The sequence below is a fragment of the Massilia putida genome (assembly GCF_001941825.1).
GTDB lineage: Bacteria > Pseudomonadota > Gammaproteobacteria > Burkholderiales > Burkholderiaceae_D > Telluria > Telluria putida.
Window position 1 is genome coordinate 5569192 of record NZ_CP019038.1, and the last position, 23768, is coordinate 5592959.

At 66.6% G+C, this 23768-nt stretch carries 23 protein-coding genes; 10 read left to right on the forward strand and 13 right to left on the reverse strand.

Going from position 1 to position 23768, the window contains the following annotated elements; genetic code table 11:
- Positions 1–65 precede the first annotated feature (65 nt).
- Positions 66–1115: an asparaginase gene (locus BVG12_RS26900; RefSeq protein ID WP_075795075.1), complete on the reverse strand. Its 1050-nt coding sequence runs from the start codon at positions 1113–1115 to the stop codon at positions 66–68.
- A gap of 2 nt (positions 1116–1117) precedes the next feature.
- Between BVG12_RS26900 and BVG12_RS34300 the strand changes: the two genes are divergently transcribed.
- Together BVG12_RS34300 and BVG12_RS26905 are read left to right on the forward strand one after the other, a co-directional pair.
- Positions 1118–1342, forward strand: coding sequence for a hypothetical protein (locus BVG12_RS34300; RefSeq protein ID WP_156895751.1), 225 nt, complete (start codon positions 1118–1120; stop codon positions 1340–1342).
- Positions 1343–1444: 102 nt separating this feature from the next.
- Positions 1445–1810, forward strand: coding sequence for a hypothetical protein (locus BVG12_RS26905; protein ID WP_075795076.1), 366 nt, complete (start codon positions 1445–1447; stop codon positions 1808–1810).
- Between the two features lie 66 nt (positions 1811–1876).
- Here BVG12_RS26905 and BVG12_RS26910 read toward each other — a convergent pair whose 3' ends face one another.
- Positions 1877–2731, reverse strand: a complete 855-nt coding sequence (locus tag BVG12_RS26910; RefSeq protein WP_075795077.1) for a pirin family protein — start codon at positions 2729–2731, stop codon at positions 1877–1879.
- 116 nt (positions 2732–2847) lie between these two features.
- Between BVG12_RS26910 and BVG12_RS26915 the strand changes: the two genes are divergently transcribed.
- The 6 genes from BVG12_RS26915 (at position 2848) to BVG12_RS26940 (ending at position 12598) form a co-directional block, all read left to right on the forward strand.
- Positions 2848–4383 carry a dipeptidase gene (locus tag BVG12_RS26915; protein WP_156895752.1) on the forward strand — a complete coding sequence of 512 codons (1536 nt, stop codon included), beginning with the start codon at positions 2848–2850 and terminating at the stop codon, positions 4381–4383.
- A 347-nt stretch (positions 4384–4730) separates the two neighbouring features.
- Positions 4731–5825: a galactose-1-phosphate uridylyltransferase gene (galT, locus tag BVG12_RS26920; protein ID WP_075795079.1), complete on the forward strand. Its 1095-nt coding sequence runs from the start codon at positions 4731–4733 to the stop codon at positions 5823–5825.
- On the forward strand, positions 5822–6946 hold the full coding sequence (locus BVG12_RS26925; protein WP_075795080.1) for a M24 family metallopeptidase: 1125 nt from the start codon (positions 5822–5824) through the stop codon (positions 6944–6946). Before galT ends, BVG12_RS26925 begins: the two co-directional genes overlap by 4 nt.
- A 1-nt stretch (position 6947) precedes the next feature.
- The gene (gene galK / locus BVG12_RS26930; protein ID WP_075795081.1) at positions 6948–8048 is read left to right on the forward strand and encodes a galactokinase; all 1101 of its coding nucleotides are present in this window, start codon (positions 6948–6950) and stop codon (positions 8046–8048) included.
- The gene (locus tag BVG12_RS26935; protein ID WP_075795082.1) at positions 8035–9843 is read left to right on the forward strand and encodes a glycoside hydrolase family 2 protein; all 1809 of its coding nucleotides are present in this window, start codon (positions 8035–8037) and stop codon (positions 9841–9843) included. Before galK ends, BVG12_RS26935 begins: the two co-directional genes overlap by 14 nt.
- A gap of 169 nt (positions 9844–10012) precedes the next feature.
- Complete coding sequence (locus tag BVG12_RS26940; protein WP_075795083.1) at positions 10013–12598, forward strand: NAD(P)-binding protein; 2586 nt, start codon at positions 10013–10015, stop codon at positions 12596–12598.
- A gap of 18 nt (positions 12599–12616) precedes the next feature.
- Here the strand turns inward: BVG12_RS26940 and BVG12_RS34305 are convergent, their stop codons facing one another.
- The 7 genes from BVG12_RS34305 to BVG12_RS26980 form a co-directional block, all read right to left on the reverse strand.
- The gene (locus BVG12_RS34305) at positions 12617–13306 is read right to left on the reverse strand and encodes a hypothetical protein (RefSeq protein WP_156895753.1); all 690 of its coding nucleotides are present in this window, start codon (positions 13304–13306) and stop codon (positions 12617–12619) included.
- Positions 13307–13461: 155 nt separating this feature from the next.
- Positions 13462–13863, reverse strand: coding sequence for a VanZ family protein (locus BVG12_RS26955; protein WP_075795086.1), 402 nt, complete (start codon positions 13861–13863; stop codon positions 13462–13464).
- Between the two features lie 103 nt (positions 13864–13966).
- Entirely contained in the window at positions 13967–14266 is a 300-nt protein-coding gene (locus tag BVG12_RS26960; RefSeq protein ID WP_229503724.1) for a hypothetical protein, read from the reverse strand.
- Positions 14267–14838: 572 nt separating this feature from the next.
- A complete protein-coding gene (locus BVG12_RS26965) occupies positions 14839–15600 on the reverse strand; it encodes an SDR family NAD(P)-dependent oxidoreductase (RefSeq protein ID WP_075795088.1) in 762 nt (253 codons plus the stop codon).
- Between the two features lie 82 nt (positions 15601–15682).
- Positions 15683–16192 carry a TPM domain-containing protein gene (locus BVG12_RS26970; protein WP_075795089.1) on the reverse strand — a complete coding sequence of 170 codons (510 nt, stop codon included), beginning with the start codon at positions 16190–16192 and terminating at the stop codon, positions 15683–15685.
- Complete coding sequence (locus BVG12_RS26975) at positions 16192–17058, reverse strand: TPM domain-containing protein (RefSeq protein WP_075795090.1); 867 nt, start codon at positions 17056–17058, stop codon at positions 16192–16194. Before BVG12_RS26975 ends, BVG12_RS26970 begins: the two co-directional genes overlap by 1 nt.
- Before the next feature lie 9 nt (positions 17059–17067).
- On the reverse strand, positions 17068–17679 hold the full coding sequence (locus tag BVG12_RS26980; protein ID WP_075795091.1) for a LemA family protein: 612 nt from the start codon (positions 17677–17679) through the stop codon (positions 17068–17070).
- 121 nt (positions 17680–17800) lie between these two features.
- Between BVG12_RS26980 and pyrF the strand changes: the two genes are divergently transcribed.
- Positions 17801–18622: an orotidine-5'-phosphate decarboxylase gene (gene pyrF / locus BVG12_RS26985; RefSeq protein WP_075795092.1), complete on the forward strand. Its 822-nt coding sequence runs from the start codon at positions 17801–17803 to the stop codon at positions 18620–18622.
- Here pyrF and BVG12_RS26990 read toward each other — a convergent pair.
- The 3 genes from BVG12_RS26990 to BVG12_RS27000 all read right to left on the reverse strand — a co-directional run bounded on the left by BVG12_RS26990 (position 18603) and on the right by BVG12_RS27000 (position 22404).
- Complete coding sequence (locus BVG12_RS26990) at positions 18603–19838, reverse strand: MFS transporter (protein WP_075795093.1); 1236 nt, start codon at positions 19836–19838, stop codon at positions 18603–18605. The genes pyrF and BVG12_RS26990 overlap by 20 nt on opposite strands.
- A gap of 59 nt (positions 19839–19897) precedes the next feature.
- Positions 19898–21346: an exodeoxyribonuclease I gene (gene sbcB, locus BVG12_RS26995; protein WP_075795094.1), complete on the reverse strand. Its 1449-nt coding sequence runs from the start codon at positions 21344–21346 to the stop codon at positions 19898–19900.
- Between the two features lie 104 nt (positions 21347–21450).
- Positions 21451–22404 (reverse strand): GGDEF domain-containing protein, encoded by a 954-nt coding sequence (locus BVG12_RS27000; RefSeq protein ID WP_075795095.1) that lies wholly within the window; start codon positions 22402–22404, stop codon positions 21451–21453.
- Positions 22405–22513: 109 nt separating this feature from the next.
- Here BVG12_RS27000 and BVG12_RS27005 point away from each other — a divergent pair, with 109 nt between their 5' ends.
- Entirely contained in the window at positions 22514–23326 is an 813-nt protein-coding gene (locus BVG12_RS27005) for a helical backbone metal receptor (RefSeq protein ID WP_075796582.1), read from the forward strand.
- Positions 23327–23365: 39 nt separating this feature from the next.
- On the opposite strand, the gene BVG12_RS27010 is transcribed toward BVG12_RS27005, so the two are convergent.
- Entirely contained in the window at positions 23366–23740 is a 375-nt protein-coding gene (locus BVG12_RS27010; protein WP_075795096.1) for an HPF/RaiA family ribosome-associated protein, read from the reverse strand.
- Positions 23741–23768: the final 28 nt, after the last annotated feature.

The following is a 23768-nucleotide window of genomic DNA, read 5'->3' on the forward strand; positions in this document are numbered from 1 at the left end:
CCTGTCAGGGTGATGTTGATGCGGAGCTATGTCCAGAAAAAGGGCTCTGACCCCGAATTTGGCCGTCACACCGGCGAGTCCGCCTTTTCCAAGGTGAACACGGCGTGGACATCGCCGGCCACGATGCCGCGCGCGTTCTTGATCGGCGGGGCGCGGTAGGGCTCGAGGTGGGCGCGGCGTCGTTCGTCCAGCAGGCCCAGTTGATCGAGCACGGCGAACGTGGCCGGGTGCAGCGCGCGCGGGGCGCCGTCGGCCACCTTGATGGCGATGCCGATGCCGGCCGAGCGGATGCCGATGGCTTGCACGGCGTCGGCGCCGATCTTGGCCACCCAGTCGCCGCCGCCGGCCTGCATCCAGGCGAGGTCGGTGCGCGAGTCGCCGGACACCATGTCCGGGTGCGCCGTCATCGCATCGAACAATTCGCCCAGCGCGCCGCCGAGACGGGCGTCCGGCCCCGGCTGCGCGAGGCGCGCGTACAGGTGCGCGAGGCGCGCCAGTGGCATCGCGTAGTTCGGCGCGGAGCAGCCGTCGATGCCCATCGGCAGCGTGTCTTCCGTCATCTTCACGCAATCGGCCAGCGTCGCGCGGATGGCCCGCTGCAGCGGGTGCGCAGGATCGACGTAGCCGTCCAATGGCGCGCCGTGCAGGCGGCACCAGGCGAGGAAGCCGCTGTGCTTGCCCGAGCAATTGTGGTGGACCGTGCGCCAGCGCCGCCCGGCCGGCACGGGCAGGCCGACGGCGTCGTAGTACAGCGGCGCCGCGCAGCCGCAGGCGAGGTGGCTTTCGTCCACGCCGATCTTGTCGAGGATGGAGGTCACGCCCACCAGATGCTTTTCCTCGCCCGAGTGGCTGGCGCACAGCAGGGCCAGTTCGGCGCGGGTGAATCCGAAGCGGGCCGGGCCGTCGTCCAGTACGAAGGGCAGGGCCTGGAACGGCTTCAGCGCGGAGCGGGTGAAGGTCATGATGTCGGGATCGCCCGCCGACCACAGCAGGCGCCCGGCCACGTCGACGACGGCGATCGAACCGAAGTGGATGTTCTCGACCGCGTAGCCGCCGGCATGGTCGCGGTCCTGCGGATAGCCACGCGTCGTGGCCACCAGGGGCACTGGATGCATCGGTGTCTCCTTCATTGAGCTGGGCTTTTGAAGCCGACACTGTAGCGGATATCGGCCACACGGCGCGCCCCGAAGCCCTGCGGAACGATGCCAAAAACTATATGCATCCGCTGCATTTCGGGCCGGGTTTTCGACAGTTCATCCCCAGTTTTCGACGGTTTGGCGTTTCGCCGATGACGCTGGCGCACGCGCTTCCTACACTGTCATCACTCGCCGCCCATTATTGAGGCGGCGATATGAAAAACGGTGGGCCCCTTGAGCGTCTGACGATCCTTTTGAAATCGAGCTCACGGTCCGTTCTATATTTCGTATCTTACTCTGGAGCAATCATGCGTATCCAACAAGCCCTGGCCTTCATCGGCGCCGCCACCCTGTCCCTGTCCGCGTTTGCCGACCCGTCCGTCGCACCGATGTCGGCCACCGCCAGCAGCGTGCTCGTCCAGGGCGCATCGCACGCCTACCGCCTGACCCAGGACGAAGCCGAGCACATGCGCGGTTCGTTCCGGCTCACCGACGGCCGCACGATCAAGGTGACGAACAGGATGAACAAGCTGTACGTCGATCTGGATGGCAAGCGCGAAGAACTGGTCCCGATCGCTCCCAAGAAATTCATCACGCGCGACACGGGCGCCACCGTCGCCTTCAACCAGGTGCCGTTCGCCGACGAGGTCGTCGTCAACCAGGCCGCGCGCTGATGCGCGGCGCCGAACCTGCCGGCCTGGCCGATGCGGTCCGGGCCGGCGCCTTTTGACGTTGCAGACTCAGATCGGCGCGCCGAAACGCCCGGCCTGATAATCGATGATCGCCTGCTGGATTTCCTCGCGTGTATTCATCACGAACGGCCCGTGCGCCACGACCGGTTCGCGGATCGGCTCGGCGTGGCCCAGCAGCAGGATGCTGTCGTGGTCGGCCCGGATCTCCAGTTCGTCGCCCTGCGGTTCGAACTCGGCCAGGTGGAACGCGCTCACCGTCTCCGGCATGCATTCGATCACGCCGCGCACGACGTACAGGAACACGTTGCGATCCAACAGGCCGTCCACGTGCAGGCGCGCGCCCGCTTGCATCTCCACCGTGCACAGCGACACGCCCGTCAGCGATTCGATCGGGCCCGTCACGCCGCCAACCGTCCCCGACACGAGATGCACGCGCACGCCGTCGCCGCGGTCCACGACCGGTATCCGGTCGCGTTGCAGGCCCACGTAGCGCGGCGCCGTCATCTTGAGCGCAGGCGGCAGATTGACCCACAGCTGCAGGATCTCCAGCGCGCCGCCGCGTTCCATGAATTCGTGCGGCGACACTTCCGCGTGCACGATGCCGCGGCCGGCCGTCATCCACTGCACGCCGCCGGGGCCGATCACGCTCTCGTGCCCCGCGCTGTCGCGATGCGCGAGCAAGCCGTCGAGGATGAACGTCACGGTCTCGAAACCGCGGTGCGGATGCGGCCCGAACGGCAGGCCGCGGTTGTGCGGCGGATAGACCTGCGGGCCGTGGTGGTTGAGGAACAGGAACGGATCGATCTGGTCGAGATGGCGGTTCGGCACGGGCCGCCGGGTGATGAGGTCGCCGATGTCGTCGCGCAGCGCGGGATGCACCCGGCGGATGATTTTATGCGTCATGCCGTCTCCTTTGTCGAGGCCATAAGATTAGCCGATTGCGGGCCGAGGGGTCGCCAGCGCGGTTCCCGCAACCCTGCTAGACTCGTTGCGCTATTGCAATCATGGAGACGCTAACGATGAATACGAAGACATGCGCACGCAACCTGGCCGCGGCCATCAGCCTCGCCTGGGCGGCAAGCGCGATGGGGGCGCCGACCGCGGCCCCGGCCGTGCCGGGCGAGATGGCAATCAAGGCGGCCAAACATGCCGTCACCGCTTACCGCGACGACGTCGTCGAGACCTTGGCCAAGCTCGTCAGCTACAACACGGTGGCCGACAAGAACTTCCCGTGCGAACGCAACCCGCGCCACCAGGCGTTCAAGGCTTACCTGAAGCAGGAAGCGGAGCGCCTTGGCCTCGACTTCGCCGATTACGGCTGCGTGGCCGTCGTCGGCCTCGGCAAGGGCGACGAGCGCGTGGGCCTCGTCGCGCACGGCGACGTGCAGCCCGTCGATGCGAGCAAATGGAAGAAGTCGCCGTTCGAACTGGACCGCACGAGCGAACCGGGCCGCCTGCTGGCGCGCGGCGCCGAGGACGACAAGGGCCCCATCGCCACCGCGCTGTATGCGATGAAGTCGCTGAAGGACCTGCAGGTGCCGCTGTCCAAGCGCATCGAGCTGTACGTCTACATGGCGGAGGAATCGGACTGGGCGCCGCTGGAAGCCTTCATGAAGACGCACACGCTGCCGCAGATGAACATCACGCTCGACGCGGAGTATCCGGCCGTGACGGCGGAGAAGGGCTACGGCACCCTGGCCGTCACCATGCCGAAGACGGCCGCCGCGCCGCCGGCGGGCACGCCCTTCGTGAAGGCATTCAAGGGCGGCTTCTTCGGCAGCCAGATCCCCGAGGATGCCGAGGCGCTCGTCGCCAACGCGACGCCGGCGCTGGAAGCGCAGATCCGCGCGCGCGCCGACAAGCAGGCCGGCATGCACTACCAGTTCGACCGGCAGGACAAGGACCTGCACGTCACGGCCAAGGGCCTGTCGGCGCACTCGTCGAAACCGGAAGACGGCGTCAACGCCATCAGCATGCTGGCCGACGCGCTGGCCGTGCAGCCGTGGCCGGACACGACCGCGGGCGCCCTGGTCAACTTCCTCAACGAGATGGTGGGCACGGGTTACTTCGGCGAGAAATTCGGCAGCATCGCCTACCGCGACGCGTTCATGGGCCCGATGACGTTCGCCCCGACCGTGATCCGCCAGAAGGACGACGGCGGCATCGAGGTGGCGATCAACATCCGCCGTCCGCAGGGCAAGACCGCGGAACAGCTGACCAACGAGATCAATGCCGCGCTCGCGCAGTGGCAGGGCGCGCACGTGCAGCTGGCGAACGTCGCCATGCAGATCGGCGACCCGTGGGTGCAGAAGGATGCGCCGCAGCTGCCGGTGTTGATGAAGACGTTCGCGTACTTCACGGGTATCAAGGATCCGAAACCGGTCGCGATCGGCGGCGGCACCAATTCGCGGCTGTTCCCGCATGCCGTCAGCTTCGGTCCGGCCATGCCGCACACGGTCTATACGGGCCATTCGGAGCACGAGTTCATCACCAATAAACAGTTGCTGCTGAACCTCGAGATGTACACGGCGGTGCTGGCCGAGCTCGCCAAGTAAGCCGCTTTTCACGACACATTCAAGCGCCGCCCGCGTCCGCTCGCGGGGGCGCTTCACGATTTTGGTCGCTCGGCCGTCGTGTAGGCCCCTTTCTCGCCAAAATGTGTAAATCCTTCCATAAGTTTTGTAGGTTTGGGCCTACACGACGCCCATCTTCATAGGGAATAAATGCCCCATCGGCGGCGTTTCCCTAGGAGAGACAGCAGACCGGGCCACGGTCCCCGGACAAGCCTCCGCGCGGCCCGTTGATTGTCGGAAAATCAAGTGCTGACCGCAAGAAAATGTGGCGAAAACGCCATGATAGGATCAGGCCTGACGTAAGGAGCACTGCCTGACCTGTCGATGCCATGCACAGCCAAGACCTGATAAAACCTGACGGAAGACACCTGACGCTGTACAGCAACCGGCCCATCCCGGACGGCATCGTCGCGACCAGCCCCTTCGCCGAGCCGCAGCACGCCAACCCGCATCTGCGCTGGCACCCGTTGCGCGGCGAGTGGGTCACGTATGCCGCGTTCCGCCAGAACCGCACCTATCAGCCGCCGCCGCAATACAACCCGCTGGCACCCACGCGCGACCCGGCGCACCCCACCGAGATGCCGGCCGGCGATTACGAGATCGCCGTGTTCGACAACCGTTTTCCATCGCTGGCGCTCGATGCGCACGAGCCGCCCGCGTTGACCGTGCCGACCGCGCCCGCCAACGGCCTGTGCGAGGTCGTCGTGTTCACGCAGGACCCGCAGACGTCCCTCGGCCGCCTGCCGCTCCCGCGCATCGAATTGCTGCTGGAAGTGTGGGGCGACCGCACGCGGCGCGTCGCAGGGCAGCACCACATCCAGTACGTGCTGCCGTTCGAGAACCGCGGCGCCGAGGTGGGCGTCACGCTGCACCATCCGCACGGCCAGATCTATGCGTACCCATTCGTGCCGCCCGTGCCCGCGCGCCAGCTGGCGCAGGAGCGCGAGTACTACCTGCAGCACGGCGCGAGCCTGCTCACCGACATGGCGCGCGAGGAAGCGGAGGACGGCAAGCGCGTGCTGTACCAGGACGAACACGCGATCGCATTCGTGCCGGCCTGCGCGCGCTATCCGTACGAGGTGTGGACGATGCCGACGGCCCCCTGCAAGGATTTCGCCGCGCTCACGCCGGAACAGCGCGGCAGCCTGGCGCGCGCGCTGAAGACCGTGCTGCTGAAATTCGATACCTTGTGGGAGCGCCCGTTCCCTTACCTGATGGTGTGGTACCAGGCGCCCACGGACGGCGCGGATCACCCCGAGACGCAGCTGCACTGCCAGTTCTATCCGCCGTACCGCACGCGCGACCGCCTGAAATACCTGGCCGGCACCGAGATCGGCGCCGGCATGTTCGCGATGGACGTGTTGCCGGAAACCACCGCGTACGAATTGCAGCAGGTCGAGGTGCGGTTGGAGGCCCCGGCATGAGTACGCTGCCGGATACCCGCCCCGCCGAAGTCGCGGACAAGCTCGCGCTGCTGCGCGCCGCGTTGGCCGAATCCGGCGCGGGGGCGATACGCCTGCGCGGCGTGGACTGGTTCGCGTGGGCGACGGCGGGCGGCGACGCGGCCGTGCTGCTGGTCGCCGACTGCGGCGTGGCCGAGGTGCTCGTCACGCGCGACGACGCCGTGATCCTCACGGACGCCATCGAAGCCGAGCGTCTGCGCCTGGAACAGGTGCCGCCCGGCTTCACGTTCCACATCGCGCCGTGGGCCGAGACGGAACTGCGCGACACGTATGTGCTGGGCGCGGCCGCCGGCGGCGCCGTGCTGTCCGATCGCCCGCGCCATGGCAACGGCAACGGCAACGGCGAACAGCCTTTGCCGGCGAGCCTGCGCCTGCGCCGCATGGTCTTGCAGCCGTCCGAACAGGAACGCTACCGCGCGCTGGGCCGGGACGCCGCCGGCGCGATGACGGACACGCTGCGCGCGGCGCGCCCGGAGTGGACGGAACTCGAACTGGCGGCCGCGGGCGCGCAAGCGCTGTGGCGGCGCGGGATCCAGCCGGCGCTCGTGCTGGCCGGCGGTAGCAGGCGCCTGCAGGCGTTCCGCCATCCCGTGCCGACGATGGAGCCGCTGGGCAGCCGCGCCATGCTCGTGTTCTGCGCGCGCCGCCACGGCCTCGTCGCGAGCCTGTCGCGCGGCGTCGCGTTCGGGCGTCTCTCGGACGACGAGCGCAATGCGCAAGCCGACCTGCTGCAGGTCGAAGCGACGGGGCTCGACGCCGTGCGGCCGGGCCAGTCGCTGGCCGCCGTGTATCACGCGCTCGATGCGGCCTACCGCCACGTCAACCGTGGCGAAGCGATCCGCGAGCACCACCAGGGCGGCATCGCGGGCTACCAGGCGCGCGAGATCGTCGCGAGCCCCAGCACGGCGACGGGCATCGAGACGGGCATGGCGTTCGCGCTCAATCCGAGCTTCGCCGGCATGAAAGTGGAAGACACGTTTTTACTCGGCGCCGGCGGACTGGACAACCTGACGCTGGATCCGGACTGGCCGGCAACGACAATCCAGGGCCGTGCGCGGCCCGTATGGCTGGAGGTGGCATAACATGAACAATCCCGAGACCTTCTTCGGCGGCGCGCCGGAAGCGCATGCATCGGCGCCCGGCCGCGTCAACCTGCTGGGCGAGCACACGGACTACAACGACGGCTACATGCTGCCCGTCGCGACGCCGCAGCGGACGGAGGTGGCGCTCGCGCACAGCCACGACGACCAGCACCACCTGTATTCCGGCACGCTCGACGGCAACGTCACGTTCGCCGCGAAAGGGGGCAGCGCGCCGCAGGGCTTCGGCAGCTATATCGAAGGCTGCATCCGCCTCGTGGAAGCGACTGGCGTCACCGTGCCGCCGCTGCGCGTCTTCGTGACGACGAATCTGCCCGTCGGTTCGGGCCTGTCGTCGTCGGCCGCGCTCGAAGTGGCGATGCTGCGCGCACTGCGCAACCTGCTCGGTTTCACGCTCGATAATGTAAAACTCGCGCAAATCGCGCAGCGCGCCGAGGTCGAATATGCGCGCGTCAACTGCGGCATCATGGACCAGATGGCGTCCAGCCTGTGCGACGAGCGGAACATGCTGTTCATCGACGCGCGCACGCTGGAGCACCGCCTCGTGCCGATGCCCCCCGGGACGGAGCTGATCGTCGTCGACTCCGGCGTGCCGCGCACGCTTGCCGCCAGCAAATACAACGAACGCCGCGCCGAATGCGAAGAGGCGTCGCGCAAGCTGGGCGTGCGTGCGCTGCGCGACGTGACGGATCCGGCGGCCGTGGAAAGCCTGCCCGAGCCGCTGCGCCGGCGCGCGCGCCACGTCGTGCTGGAAGACCTGCGCGTGCTGGAAGCGGCGCAGGGCGTGTCGGCCGAACGATTCGGCGAACTGATGAACGCGTCGCACGAGAGCCTGCGCGACGACTACGAGGTTTCGATTCCCGAGCTTGACCAGCTGGTGGCCGCGCTGCGTGCCGCCCCGGGCGTGCTCGGTGCACGCTTGACCGGTGCCGGATTCGGCGGCGCCACCGTGGCTCTGTGCCGCGCCGGCCAAGCAAGACAGGCAGCGGAAACTGCACTCTCCACCTACAACAAAGCAGGACGCCAGGGACGCATCTTGATCCCGGTCCCGACCCAAGGAAAGGAAAACAATGAGCCAGTTTGAGTATCCCCGCCCGCAGCTGGTCCGCGACAATTGGATCAATCTGAACGGAAAATGGCGCTTTCGTTTCGACGATGAGCTGGTCAACAAGATGCCGGACGGCGTGACCGGCTGGACGCACGAGATCAATGTCCCGTTCGCGCCCGAAACCGAGATGTCCGGCATCCAGGACACCGGCTTCCACCGCTTCTGCTGGTACGAGCGCGACTTCGAGCTGATGCCGGCCGAGGACCGTGTCATCCTACACTTCGGCGCCGTCGATTATTTTTCCCGCGTGTGGGTCAACGGCCAGCTCGTGGCCGAGCACGAGGGCGGCCATACGCCGTTCCGTGCCGACATCACCCCCGCCTTGAGAGCGGACGGCAGGCAGACCGTGACCGTGTTCGTCGAGGACGATCCGGCCGACCTGGCCAAGCCCCGCGGCAAGCAGGACTGGCTGCTGGAACCGCACTCGATCTGGTATCCGCGCACGACCGGCATCTGGCAGACCGTGTGGGTCGAGAGGGTGTCGCGCACCTTCATCCAGACCTTGCGCTGGACGCCGCTGTTCGAAACCTTCGAGATCGGTTGCGAAGTGTTTGCCGGCGGCGACATCCAGGAAGACATGTTTGTCGAGGTCAAGATTTGGCACGGCAAGCAGTTGCTGGCGGACGATAACTACAAGCTGCTGGCCGGCGAGGCGAACCGCAAGATCGCGCTGTCCGACCCCGGCATCGACGATTCGCGCAACGAATTGCTGTGGAGCCCCGAGCGTCCGACCTTGCTGGACGCCGAGGTGATTCTGCGCTGCGGCGACAGGATCGTCGACCACGTGAAGTCGTACACGGCGCTGCGCTCGTTCCACATCAACCGCGACCGCCTGCTGCTGAACGGCCGCCCGTATCCGCTGCGCCTCGTGCTCGACCAGGGCTACTGGAACGAATCGTTCATGACGGCGCCGTCGGACGAACACCTCAAGCGCGACGTCGAACTGGCCAAGCTGATGGGCTTCAACGGCGTGCGCAAGCACCAGAAGATCGAAGATCCGCGCTACCTGTACTGGGCCGACAAGCTGGGGTTGCTCGTGTGGGAAGAGATGCCCTCGGCCTACCGCTTCGCCCCGCGCGCGATCACGCGCATGGTCAAGGAGTGGACCGAGGCCATCGAGCGCGACTACAGCCACCCCTGCATCATCGTGTGGGTGCCGTTCAACGAATCCTGGGGCGTGCCGAACCTGACGCTGACCCAGGCGCACCGCAACGCGGTCGAGGCGCTCTACCACCTGACGCGCACCCTCGACTCGACCCGCCCGGTGATCGGCAACGACGGCTGGGAAGCCTCGGCCACCGACATCCTGGGTATCCATGATTACGACTGCAACCCGGACAAGCTGAAGGCCCGCTACGAGGTCAGCGACCCCGTGCGCACGCTGTTCGATCAGCGCCGCCCCGGCGGACGCATCCTCACCTTGGACGGCTTCCCACACCGCGGCCAGCCCATCGTGCTCACCGAATTCGGCGGCATCGCGTACGACCCGAACGCGACGCCCGAAGACGGCACGTGGGGCTATACCCGTGCCCACACGGCCGAGAGTTATCACGCGCTGTACCAACGGCTGCTGAAGGTGGTCAACGAGACCTTCATGTTCAGCGGCTTCTGCTATACCCAGTTCGCCGACACGTTCCAGGAAGCGAACGGCCTGCTCAATGCGGACCGTACACCCAAGCTGCCGTTCGAGGTGATCAGCGCGGCGACGCGCAACGTCGCCCTCGAACCGAAGGACGTGGAAGAGGAGGGAGACAAGCCGGGCAACGTTTGACGTCACGCGCCGCCCGGCGCGCTCCGAACCCTGTCGCGAGCACGGCACCCACAGGGCGCCTGCCTCCACCGCTGCGCGGTCACGCTTGGCCGCGCTGACGGACGGACACGTCCGTCCGCAACGTATTTCGATCAACCGACCGCCCGCAGCGGGCGACAAGGAGCTCATCATGTCCACGATCGTCGTTTTCAGCCACCTGCGCTGGGATTTCGTCTTCCAGCGGCCGCAGCATCTGCTGTCGCGCCTGGCCCAGCATTATCCGGTCCTGTTCGTCGAGGAACCCGTGTACGACGACGGCGCGCCGTTCATGGAACGATCCAGCCCCGCACCGAACGTGACCGTGTGCCGCGCACACACCCCCATCCATGCGAACGGTTTCCACGACGAACAGCTGCGGCTGCTCCAGCCGATGGTGGCGCAGCTGGCACCACCAGGAGAGGAAGTCGTCGCCTGGTTCTACACGCCGATGGCCCTGCCGCTGCTGCAATCGCTGCGGCCCGCGCTCGTCGTGTACGACTGCATGGATGAATTGGCTGCATTCAGGAATCCTCCCAAACAATTGCTGCAGCGCGAAAGCGCGCTGCTGTCCATCGCCGACCTCGTGTTCGCGGGCGGTCCCAGCCTGTACGAGGCCAAGCGCCACCGCCACCCGAATGTCCACTGCTTTTCCAGCAGCGTGGACGTCGTGCACTTCCAGCAGGCGCTGGACCGCACGCGATCGCATCCGCAGCAGGACGCCATCCCGCACCCGCGCCTGGGCTTTTATGGCGTGCTGGACGAGCGCTTCGACCCCGACCTCGTCGGCGCCGTGGCGGAAAGCCATCCCGAGTGGCAGATCGTGCTGGCCGGACCGATCGTCAAGATCGATTCGGAGCGTCTTCCACGCCGCCCCAACATCCATTACCTGGGGCAGCAGCCGTACACGGCCTTGCCCGACCTGCTGGCCGGCTGGGACGTCTGCCTGATGCCGTTCGCCATCAACGAGGCGACCAAATACATCAGCCCGACCAAGGTGCTCGAATACATGGCGGCCCAGTTGCCGATCGTCAGCACGCCGATCGCCGACGTCGCCAATCCGTACGGCCACGTCGTCGCGATCGCCGCGACTCCCGACGAATTCATCGCCGCCTGCGAAGCGGCACTTGCGCAGACGTCGGAACAGCGCCGCCACATGATCGCCGCGATGCAGGCCGTCGTCGCCGCGACGTCGTGGGACAACACGGCCGCGCGCATGCGCGAGCTGATCGACACGGCGCCACCGCACACGGACCGGCGCGCCACGCCGCGCAGCCCGGACGGGGCCAGCGACGGCGGCACCAAGATCAATCCGCTGCGCGCGCACGAGCCGCACGTGGGCACGATCGTCATCGGCGGCGGGCCGACGGGCCTGTCGGCGGCGTACCACCTGGGCGCCGATACGCTGCTGCTGGACCGTAACGAGAGCATCGGCGGCTGGTGCCGCTCGATCGAGGACAATGGCTTCACGTTCGATTACGCCGGCCACATCATGTTCTCGAACGACCCGTACGTCCTCAAGATGTACGAGGTGCTGCTGGGCGATAACGTACACTGGCAGAACCGCGAGGCGTGGGTCTACAGCAAGGGCGTCTACACGCGCTATCCGTTCCAGGGTGCGCTGTATGGCCTGCCACCGAAAGTGATCACGGAATGCGTGATGGGCGCCATCGAAGCCCGCTACGAAAGCGCGGAAGGCAAGACGGCCGCCGCGCAAGCCATCGACGATTGCTGCGCCGACGGCACGACCGACGTCTGCAACACGGACCGCGCCGTGAAGGGCGAGGTGCGGAACTTCGAACAATTCATCTACAAGGTATGGGGCAAGGGCATCGCGAAACACTTCGCGATTCCGTACAACCGCAAGATCTGGACCGTGCCGCTGTCCGAGATGGAAACGTCGTGGCTCGGCGGCCGCGTGCCGCTGCCGAACCTGGAAGAAATCATCCAGGGCGCACTGGAGCCGTCGCCGAAACCGCTGGGGCCGAACGCCCGCTTCGGCTATCCGCTCAAGGGCGGCTTCCAGGCCTTGATGAACGGCTTCCTGCCTCACATCAAGGGCAAGATCGAGCTGAGTGCGGACGTCGTGAAAGTCCTGCCGCGCGAACACATCGTCGCCCTGCGCGACGGCCGCCGCTTCCGCTACGACGATCTGATTTCCACGATGCCGCTGCCGGAATTGATCAAGGCGATCGGCGACGAGGCGCCGGAAGAGGTGAGGGCGGCCGCGAAGGGCTTGCGCCACGTGTCGATCCGCTGCGTGAACATCGGCATCGACCGCGTCGCCACGGACAAGCACTGGATTTACTATCCGGAAGACACGATCTTCCACCGCATCTTTGTGCAGGGCAATGCGAGCCCCGGGTGCAATCCGCCGGGCGGCTTCGGGTTCACCTGCGAGATTTCGTACTCGCCGTATAAACCGCTGCCCGTCGACGGCGACGCGCTGATCGCACGCGCCATCGCGGATTGCCGCAAGGTCGGGATGATCCAGGAGGGCGACAAGATCCTGGCCGCGAACCAGGTCGACATGCCCTACGCCTATGTGCTGTACGACCACGCGCGCGCCCGTAACGTCGAGACATGCAAGGCCTGGCTGAAGCAGTTCGACATCACGCTGGTCGGCCGCTACAGCGAGTGGGAATACTACAATTCCGACCACGCCCTGCTGGCCGGCAAGCGCGGCGCGGACATCGTGCGTGCCAAGCGCACGCAGGCGCAGCAGGTCGGGACGGAATAATAGCGCGCGGACGCGCGCTCAGTGCTGGATGACGCCGCTCGCCAGGCTTACCCGGTCGCCGGTGCGGAAATCGGGCGTCGTCTGCTGGGTGACGACCTGGGTGCTGCCGTCGTCCATGCGCAGCGTGATGCGATAGACGCGGTCGGCGGAACTACCGGTCGTGCCGCCGGCGCTGCTACCTTGTGCCATGCTGGCGCCGCTGCTGCTTTCGCCTTCGGCGGTGGCGCTGCCCGATCGCGGCATGACTTCGATGGCGGCGACGGTGGCGTTCGGGCTCGTGGCCGCGGCACTGGCGCCGCGCTCCTGCATCATGCCGGCGCTGCCGGACATCCCGGAACTGCTGGACATCCCGGAACTGCTGGACATCCCGGAACTGCCGGAGGTCCCGGAACTGCCGGAGGTCCCGGCGCTGCCCGAGGAGCCCGAGCTGTCATAGCCGCTCGAGCCGGACGTGCCGGACGTGCCGGAGGACCCCGAACTGCCGCCGCCCCAGCTGCCGGATCCTTGCGAGCCGGTGCCGCCGCCCGTGCCGGACATGCCGCCGCTGTTCGATGTGCCGGTGGCCGTGCCGCTGCTGCCGGTCTCGCCGGCGGTACCGCTGCTGCCGCTGCTGCCCGTGCCGCCGCCGCGCCAGGAACTACACGCGGACAGCCCGACTGCGAGCGCCAGCAAGCCCGCCAGGAAGACGCTCTGGTGTTTTTGCTTCATGATCAACTCCTTCTGATGGGATAGTGTCAGGTTAGATGAGTGACGATGCCGCGTGCCACTTTGGTAAGAGGCCTGTTCAGAATCGGCGTTCAAGCTGCCTGCCGTTGAGCATGAGCCATGTCAAAGCCATGGCGATTAGTGCGGGCGCTACGGGGTCAGTGTCGGGCGTCGACGGGGGCGCGCGACGCCAGCAGGGCGAGCACGCTGCTGATGACGATGGCGGCGCTGACGTCGACGGCCCAGTCGCCGATGGAGGCGCCGCGATAGGGGAAGAAACTTTGCACGAATTCGTCGCCGGCACCCATCACGGCGACGGTCAGCACGGCCTTGCAGGCGCGCGCGAACGCACTGCCGCGGCTGCCGACGAACCACAGCGAGGCCAGTACGGCGTAGGCAATCGAGTGCAGGACCGCACCGGGCGCATAGGCGCCGATGTCGGCCCGGGCGCCCGGGATGTTGCCTGTCGTGATGATCGTCAGGTACATCACGACGGCGGCCGCGAGGCACAGCGGGCGGCGGCGCGGATGGTGCAGGAACGTGGACAAATACGAGGTCATGACAAGGCCGGGCTGAAAAAGGCTCACCTTACCATGTGCGTCGTGCGTGTGCAGGACGCATCGGACCACGGCGCCGCCCCGCCGGCGCCCGGGCGCCCGGGCGTCAGATCGTGAGTGCTGGCGCGCCGTTCGGATAGTGGGCGTCGAAACAGCTGGCGCAGTCGGCGCAGAACAAATGGGCCATGCGGACGGCCGACTGGCGCAGGACCAGTTTCAAGTGGCCGCTCTGGCATTTGGGGCAGATCTCTCGGACCGTGCCGAACGTCATGACGTGAAGGGGTTGCCCTTCATCGTCGATATGGTCGACCACCATGCGCGGGTTGAGCTCGCTGAGAACCAGGCAGTCTTCCGGTTCCGGGTGGCGGCGGCGCGATGGCGTGAAGTGCTCTTGGGGTGGCGACATCGTCTCAGGTACAGGTAAAGTCATTGGACCGGCTCCATTCTGTGTTTGGATTGTCTTGTCCCCACGCGAATGCGAAAAGACGCGAGGCGTGAATTTCATGATAGCGGAATCGGGAGATGGTTCAAGCACAACAGCGATCAATTGTGCGGTGTGTAGCAGACACCACAATAAGAATACGGAACAAAAAAAAATGCCCGCCAACGGAGGACGGGCACAACCCAAGATCGGGCCAAGAGACGCAGAATTCGGTGCGGTGTGCCGCGAGCAGCACACCTTCTGCGATCACGCATATCGGTTGCGTGTATCCAGATGAACCCAGTATAGGTACGGAATGTGACTTGGCCATGACACTCCTCAAGGGTGCGCGTCATTGTTCCGGAACGTTTATGGATGAGATTAGTCAGCAGGGCGGCGGCAAAAAAAAAGCCCGCTGGTTGAGCGGGCTTCAAACTATTTTCTTGGAGGAGAATAGTGGAGACAGGTGCATTATGCTGCGCTGCGATATATCTGTCTAATGATGAATTCCCATACCGGATATCAGCCTGCGTAATAATGGTCGAGCCCGCTTGTCATCAGTCCTTGACCGGCACCGTGTAATTCAGCGCCATGCGGCCGCCGTCCGCATACAGCGTCTGGCCCGTGATGTACGAGGCGTCGTCGCTGGCAAGGAAGGCGGCGATGCCGGCGATCTCTTCCGGTTCGCCGCAACGGCCCAGCGGCGTGCGCGACAGGACCTTGTGGCGCGCGTCAACGCTTCCCAGCACGGCCTGCTTGGCCAGTTCCGTCAGGATCGTGCCCGGGCCGATCGCGTTGACGCGGATGCCGTGCGGGGCCAGGCTGACCGAGGTCACGCGTGTGAGCTGGTTGACGCCGCCCTTCGACACGACGTACGGAATCTGGTTAGGGATCGTCAGTTCCGCGTTCACGCTCGACATGTTGATGATGCAGCCGCTCTGGCGTTTCACCATCTCGCGGGCCACGGCCTGGCTGCACAGGAACATCGACTTGAGGTTGATGCGCAGGACGCGGTCGAAATCGTCCTCGGCGAGGTCGAGGAAATCGGCGGCGTGGGTCACGCCCGCGTTGTTGACGAGGATGTCGATGTGCCCGAACGCGGCCAGCGTGGCCGCGACCATCGCGTCCACCTCGGCCTTCACGCTCACGTCGGCGCGGAAGAACCGTGCCGCATCGCCCAGCGCTTCGGCGGCGGCGCCCTCGGGACGCACGTCGGCGAGCATCACGCGCGCGCCCTCGCGCACGAGGCGTTCGGCGCACGCATGGCCGATGCCCTGGCTGGCGCCGGTGACGATGGCGACTTTCTGGCTGAGTTTCATGGGATATCCTCGCTGCTGCAAAATGAAAAGGCCGCCATTGTAGCGGCCGCCATGTGTCGGCCGGCGTATGCCGGCCAGACATTCAGAGCATCACGGGCCGATCAGGCAATTCATTCGGCCGCGCGCCGCCGGACGGAAAATGGCTGCGCAGCAATTGGTTCACCTGGGCGATTGCGGCCAGGGTCGCGGCGCGGAATTCGCCGCGGGCGAAGCCGCGCGTCATCGTGTCGCAGACGCCCTGCCACGTGGCGGCCGGGATCTTGCGGTCGATGCCCCGGTCGGCAATGATATCGACCTTGCGGTCTGCGAGATTTACGTAGATCAACACCCCGCAATTGTCCTCGGTGTCCCAGATGCCGTAGTCGGCGAACAGGGCGATGGCGCGCTGACGGTTCGTCACGCCGGCCCAGGCGAGCGACAGCGGCAAGCCCTTTTCGACGATCAGCCGCACTTCGCCGCGGTGCGTCTGTTCGCCCGCCGTGATGGCTTCCGTGATGGCGGCGAGGGTGTCGGGCGGGAAGGCGCGCTCGGCTTCGTTGCGCGTGCTGAACAGGTGGCGCAGGGCGCGCCGCAGGCGGTTCGGTTCGTCCATCACCAGTCTCCCGAGGCGCCGCCGCCGTCGAAGCTGCCGCCGCCACCGCCGGAGAATCCACCGCCGCCGCCGTCCGAAAACCCGCCGGAAAATCCGCCGCCGCCGCGCCAGCGGTCGTCGTCGCTGTGATGGTGGGCCGCATTGGCCAGGATGTTGCCGAGAATGAAGCCGGTGGTGCCGCTGTCCCAGCCGGCGCCGTAGCGGCCCGGTTGTGCAAGCCGCGCGCCGCGCGGGCGGAAGAACGAGCGCAGGACGACGATGCCGACGAGGATCAGGAAGATGCCGACGACGACGTTGGGGCCGTCGTCCCCCTGCTGCTGCGCCGGCGTCTGTGCCTGCGGCTGAGGCGCCGGGAATTTTTCCTGGTCGAGCAGGGTGGCGATGGCGCCCACGCCCGCGACGAGCCCGCCGTACCAGTCCTGCTGGCGGAAGTGCGGGGCGATCGTGTCTTCCAGGATGCGTTTCGATTGCGCGTCCGTGAGGACGCCCTGCACGCCGCGTCCCGCCTCGATGCGCAGGCGACGCAGCGCTTTCGGGTTGTCCTTCGCGACGACCAGCAGCACGCCGTCGTCGACGCCCTTGCGCCCCAGTTTCCATGCGTCGGCCACGCGGATGCTGTACTGCTCGATGGCTTCCGGCTCGGTCGACGCCACGAGCAGCACGGCGATCTGGCTGCCCGTCTTCGCTTCATAGTCGGCCAGCACGCTTTCCAGTTTGCGGCGCTGGTCCGGCGTCAACATGCCGACCTCGTCGGTGACGCGCGCGCGCAGCGCCGGCACCGCTTTGAATTGTCCTTGCGCATGGGCCGAGCAGGCCAGCAGCACGGTCAGCATCCAGGCCCACAGCAGACGGGGCAGGGCGTTCATGGGATGGCCTTATTTGCCGAAGTTGACGGTCGGCGCCGTCGATATGGACTTCTCGTTCTCGACCGTGAACGATGGCTTGGCCTGGTAGCCGAACATCATCGCGGTCAGGTTGGTCGGGAAGCTGCGGACCGTCACATTGTAGTCCTGGACCGCCGCGATATAGCGCTGGCGCGCCACCGTGATGCGGTTTTCCGTCCCTTCCAGCTGCGATTGCAGGTCGCGGAAGCTGGCATCGGCCTTGAGCTGCGGATAGTTCTCCGACACGGCCATCAGGCGCGACAGCGCGCTCGACAACTCGCCCTGCACCTGCTGGAATTTCTGGAAGGCTTCCGGGTTATTCAGGACTTCCGGCGTGATCTGGAAACTGGTCGCGGCGGCGCGCGCCCGCGTGACGGCTTCCAGCGTATCCTTTTCGTGCGACGCATAGCCCTTGACCGTGTTCACCAGGTTGGGAATCAGGTCGGCGCGGCGCTGGTACTGGTTGACGACCTCGGCCCAGGCGGCCTTGGTGGCCTCGTCCTTGGCCTGGAACTGGTTGTAGCCGCAGCCCGACAGCAGGGTGGCGGTCAGTACGGTGGCCAGCAACATGCCGGCCCACCGCGTGAACAAGGATGGTTTCATCTGACGAATCCGTAACAAGTTGTCGAATGGCCAAAATATACCCGAAATGACATTGTATTGGCGAGACAAGCCGGGCAGGGCGCTACAATAGCGGGTTTGCAATCAGATCAGAGAGGCCGCCATGAACTTCATCGACAAACTCAACGCCGCCTGGAGCCGCAACGATTCCCTGCTGTGCGTGGGACTCGACCCGGACACGGCCCGCTTCCCCGCGCACCTGCGCGACCGCCCGGACGGCATCGTCGAGTTCTGCAAGGCCATCGTCGACGCCACGGCCGACCTGGCCTGCGCCTTCAAGCCGCAGATCGCCTATTTCGCCGCCCTCGGCGCGGAAGACCAGCTGGAAGCCATCTGCCGCTACCTGCGTGAAAACTACCCGCACATCCCGCTGATCCTGGACGCCAAGCGCGGCGACATCGGCGCCACCGCCCACCAGTACGCGCGCGAAGCCTTCGACCGCTACGGCGCCGACGCCGTCACCGTCAATCCGTACATGGGGTTCGATTCCGTCGAACCGTACATGGAATGGGCCGACCGCGGCGTGATCGTCCTGTGCCGCACGTCGAACGCGGGCGGCTCCGACCTGCAGTTCCTGGACGTGGGCGGCCAGCCGCTGTACCAGCACGTGGCGCGTCTCGTCGCGGAAAAGTGGAATAAAAACGGCCAGTGCGCCCTCGTCGTGGGCGCCACGTTCCCGGAAGAGCTGGCGCAGGTGCGCGCCATCGTCGGCGACATGCCGCTGCTCGTGCCGGGCATCGGGGCGCAGGGCGGCGACATCGAGGCGACCGTCAAGTCGGGCCGCACGGCCGCCGGTGCGGGCATGATGATCAATTCCTCGCGCGCCATCCTTTACGCGCAGCCGCAGGGCGACGAAGACTTCGCAGCAAGCGCGCGCCGCGTGGCACTCGAGACCCGCGACGCCATCAACCGCTATCGCGGCTGAGCGACGTCGACGATCGCTGGCGGGCGATGGCCAGGTAGCGCATCCCGACCGCCAGCGCCGCAAACCCGGACGCGGCGGCGACACCCAGCGCCCAGCGCGGGCCGGCGTGGTCGGCCACCCAGCCGACGATCGGCGCACCGATCGGCGTCGTGCCCAATGCGATGCCGAGCCGCAAGGCCATCACGCGGCCGCGCATCGCGGGTTCGGTGGACAGCTGGATCAGGCTGTTCGATGTGTTCGTGAAGGTCAGGGCGGCCACGCCCGTCAGCGCCAGCGCGACGGCGAACCACAAATAGCCCGGAGACATTGCCGCCAGCAGGCAACCGATGCCGAACACCCCGGCGCCCACGACGAGCGCGGAAAAGCGCGTGCGCTCGCGGCCGGCGGCCAGCAGCGCGCCGATGACACTGCCGACGGCCATCGTCGACGACAGCAGGCTGTACCCGCGCGCATCCGTATGGAACACGGACACGGCCATCGTGCCGATGAAGATCGGGAAATTCAGACCGAACGTGGCGATCAGGAACAGCATGGCGAGGAGCGCCATCAGGTCCGGCCGTTTCCACACATACCGCACGCCGTCGAGCATCCCGCGCCCACTGCCGCCGCCGGACGCGCGCGCATGCAGTTCGCTCTTGCGCAACCACGTCAGCGAACACAACACCGCGGCATACGACAGGCCGTTGACCACGAACGCCCACCCGGTGCCGAGGCCGGCGATCAAGAGGCCGGCGGCCGCGGGGCCGATCATCCTGGCGGCGTTGAACGACGTCGAATTCAGTGCGACCGCGTTCGGCAGCTCGGCGTCGCCGACGAGCTGCGCCACGAAGGTCTGGCGCACGGGCGCATCGAAGGCCGACGCGCAGCCGAACAGGAAGGCGAACACGTACACGTGCCATAGCTGGACGCTGCCTCCGATCGTCATCAGGCCCAGCGCCAGCGCGAGGATGCCCATGGCGGCCTGGGTGACCATCATGAGCTTGCGCTGGTCGATGTGATCGGCGGCCCAGCCGGTCCAGGGCAGGAGCAGCAATTGCGGGCCGAACTGCAGCGCCATGACGGTGCCCACGGCCGAGGCATTGTGGTGCGTCAGCTGGGTCAGCACGAGCCAGTCCTGGGCGGTGCGCTGCATCCAGGTGCCGACGTTGGAGACGAGGGTGCCGACGGCCCAGATGCGGTAGTTGAAGCTTTTCAGTGAACGGAATGCGCGGACCATCGGATTTTCGTAGGGTGGGCGGAGGGCCGCCCACCCTACCGAATCGCCTTCGCCAACGGTCAATACCTGCTTGGCGCGATCATTTCCGCATAATCATACAACGCCCCGAGAATCTCCTCAGCCCGCTCGTCCGCCGTCTCGGACAGCGCGTCGATCTCGGCGAATAATTGATCGATCGTGCGTGCCCCGCCGGCGCCGTCGAACAGGCGCGCGGCCCGGTGTTCTTCCCACGTCTGCTGTTCCTCCTCGCCGAGGGTGTGCGGGAAGTTGCGGGCGCGGTAGCGGAACAGCAGGTGCGACAGGCGCTCGTCCTCGAACGACGGGCGCAGCGTCGCCAGCTTCGGTGCGGCCTCGGTCCGCAGCGATTCCAGCCGGCGCCGGTCGCCGTTCGAGACGAAGCCGCCATACAGGTCCTCGTCGACGTCGACCGCGACCGCGCTCGCTTCGCGCTGGAACACTTTCTGCCAGACGGCCGCCATGTCCGGCCCGCTCGCCGCGATGCGTGCGTGCGCGAGCCCCTGGTCGATGTCCAGTTCCCAGCGCGCCGCCATCTGCGTGCTCAAGGTTTTCAGGTTGCCGACCAGCATGGGCGACTTGTTCAGGTGCACGCTCTTGATGGGCAGGCGCGTCATGCCCTCGGGCATCTCGGCGGCACGGGTGAACAGGCGCTGGCGGATCGCTTCGACGTTCAGGTTGAACAGTTCGGACGGATCGTGGCGGCAGTCCCACACCAGGACTTCGTTCTTGTTGGTCGGGTGCGTGGCCAGCGGCCAGACCATCGCGAGACAGCCGCGCTCGGCCGGGAACATGCCGGAGACGTGCAGGAAAGGCTGGCGCAGCGCGCGGTCCAGGTGCAGGCCCATCTGCTCCGCGACCTTGTCCTTGCGGCGCAGTTCCAGGCAGAAGTCGAACAGTTTCGGCTGCTTGCTGCGCAGCAGGCGCGCCAGCGCGATGGTGGCGCGCACGTCGGACAGCGCGTCGTGCGCCGCGTCGTGCACGAGGCCGTTGTCGCGCGTGAGGTGTTCGAGCTTGAAGCTGGGGCGGCCGTCGGCGTGGCGCGGCCACGTGATGCCGTCCGGGCGGAGCGCATAGGCCATGCGCACGACGTCGAGCATATCCCAGCGGCCGCAGCCGTTCTGCCATTCGCGCGCATACGGGTCCATCAGGTTACGCCACAGCAGGAAGCGGGTGACTTCGTCGTCGAAGCGGATGGTGTTGTAGCCGACGCCGATCGTGCCCGGCTCGGAGAACGCCGCGCAGATGCGGGCCGCGAATTCGTGCTCGGGCACGCCGTGTTCCAGGCAGTGCTGCGGCGTGATGCCGGTGATCAGGCACGCTTGCGGATCGGGCAGGTAGTCCGGCGCGGGCTGGCAGTACAGCATGATCGGCTCGCCGATCTCGTTGAGGTCGGCGTCGGTGCGGATCGCGGCGAACTGCGCGGGACGATCGCGGCGCGGTTCGGCGCCGAACGTCTCGTAATCGTGCCAGAGGAAGGTGTGGGTGCTCATTGTGATGCCGGAGGCGCGGCTGAGTTGCGACGCGCCATTCTAACTTGCATGATCGGCACGGCCTAGCCTCCGCTCAATCCGCCTTGCGGAACCAAACGCGGCGCTCAGGTGCCGATGCGGTCGCGTCCGGCCTCCTTGGCGCGGTACAGCGCGGCGTCGGCGGCCTCGATCAAGCCCCGTTCGTCCTGGCCCGGCAGCAAGGTGGCGACGCCGAACGAGCCGGTGACGTGGGGCAGCGGCAGGCGCATGTCGTCGAACACGACGGCTTCGCGCATGCGCGCGCACAGGCGTTCGGCGACCATCATCGCTTGCTGCTGCGGCGTGGCGGGCAGGATCGCCATCATCTCTTCGCCGCCGTAGCGCACGGCGAAATCGGTCGGCCGCAGGCCCGCGCGGATCACGCCGGCGGCCGCGCACAGGGCGCTGTCGCCCGCCATGTGGCCGTGGGTGTCGTTGAAGCGCTTGAAATGGTCCAGGTCGATCATCACGAGCGACAGCGGGCCGCTGTCCTGGCGCGCGCGGGTGACGAGCTTGGGCAGCGCGTCGTTCAGCCACGCGCGGTTGTACAGGCCCGTGAGGCCGTCGTTGAACGACAGCTGGCGGTAGAACTCGCCCAGCTTCTGGCGCCGGCGCAGGCGCGCGTTCGTCGCGCGGATGCGGAACGACAGCAGCCGCAGCAGGTTGCGCGCCACGCCGTTGTGGCCGTCGATTAATTGCCACACGCGGTCGGGCTCGATCACCAGCAGTTCGCTGTCTTCCAGCGCGACGATGGCGTCCAGGTTGGCGGCATCGTCCAGCACGGATTGCTCGCCCACGCTCTCGCCGGGCAGGATGCGGTCGACGTTGCCTTCGCCCAGCGCCGCCTCCACGGCGAGGCTGCCCGCGAGCAGGATGTACAGGCGGGCCCGCAGGCCGTCCTCGAGCGCTTCGCCCTTCGGCAGCCGCACCAGCTTGCAATCCGCGAGCGCCTGCGCGACGGCGGTGGCGTCGGCGTCGCGGAAGAGCTGCAGGTCGCGGATGCGGTAGGAGGATGCACCGAAGGTGCCGGTCACGATCATGGATTTAAAACTTCTGGGCGACAACTTATATTGACAAGCTCGCATGATACCTGAACGAAACACCGACGCGATGCTTGGCGCCGATAAACAACAGTGTTTCAATGTCGGCATGAACACCGCTACCGATTCCCTCCTGACCGACGTGCTCGGCAACCGGCACGCGCCCGCGCCCGATGCGCGCATCGTCTGCCTCGTGCCCTCCATTACCGAATTGCTGTGCGACCTGGGCCTGGCCGGCCAGCTCGTCGGCCGCACCGGCTTTTGCATCCACCCGCGCGACGTCGTCGCCGCCATTCCCAAGGTGGGCGGCACGAAGGCCGTCAACATTGAAAAAATCCGCAAGCTGGCGCCCACGCACGTCGTCGTCAACATCGACGAGAACGAGAAACCGACCGTGGAAAAGCTGGCCGAATTCGTGCCGCACATCGTCGTCACGCATCCGAACGCGCCGCGCGACAACCTGCACCTGGCGCGCCTGATGGGCGGCATTTTCGGCGCGGAGGACGCCGCCGCGCGCTGGTGCGCCGACTTCGAGGCCGAGTACGCGGCGCTGCAGGCGCTGCCGAAAGCACCGGCGCGCACCGTGCTGTACTGCATCTGGCAGGATCCGTGGATGACGGTGTCGAAGGACACCTATATCGCCAGCATGCTCGCGGAACTGGGCTGGCGCGTGCCGGACCTGGGTGCCGACCGTTATCCGCGCTTCGCGTGGTCGCAGGAGCGCGTCGACGGGCTCGATGCCGTGCTGCTGTCCACCGAGCCCTACCGCTTCACGGAAACCCACGCGGACGCGCTGGAAAAGCAGCTGGGCATTCCCGTCTTTCTTGTCGACGGCGAGATGATGTCGTGGTACGGCAGCCGGGCGCTGGCCGGGTTGCGCTATCTGCGCACGGTGCGGGACATGGTCGAAGGGACCGGCTGAAGCGCGGGCCCGGCGCGGGCCGGGCCGGGATCGCGCGATTCAAGAACCGCTGGTCAGGTCTTTATCGGACTCGGCGTCGATGGGCAGCGGTTCGCGCTTGTTCTTGTCGTTGAGGCGGCCGATCGCGCTGTCCAGAGCGCGCTTGAGCTTGGTGACGGCGCTCGAGATGGACGACTGCAGGTTTTCCGCATGCGCATGCACGACGACGGGCGCATAGCCGGACACGAGCGCTTCCATCATGCAGTAATTGCTGCCGTCTTCGTGCTTTTCCTTGTTTTCGTTGGAGAGGTGGACGTCCACGCGGCGCACGTGGTCGCCGAAACGGCTGATGGCTTCTTCGACTTGCGTGCGGACGCGCTCGTCGAGGCCCTGGTGGCGCTGGATGGTGTTGTCTGTGTTGACATTAACTTCCATAAACTCCTCCAAAAGTGGTCATATTTGC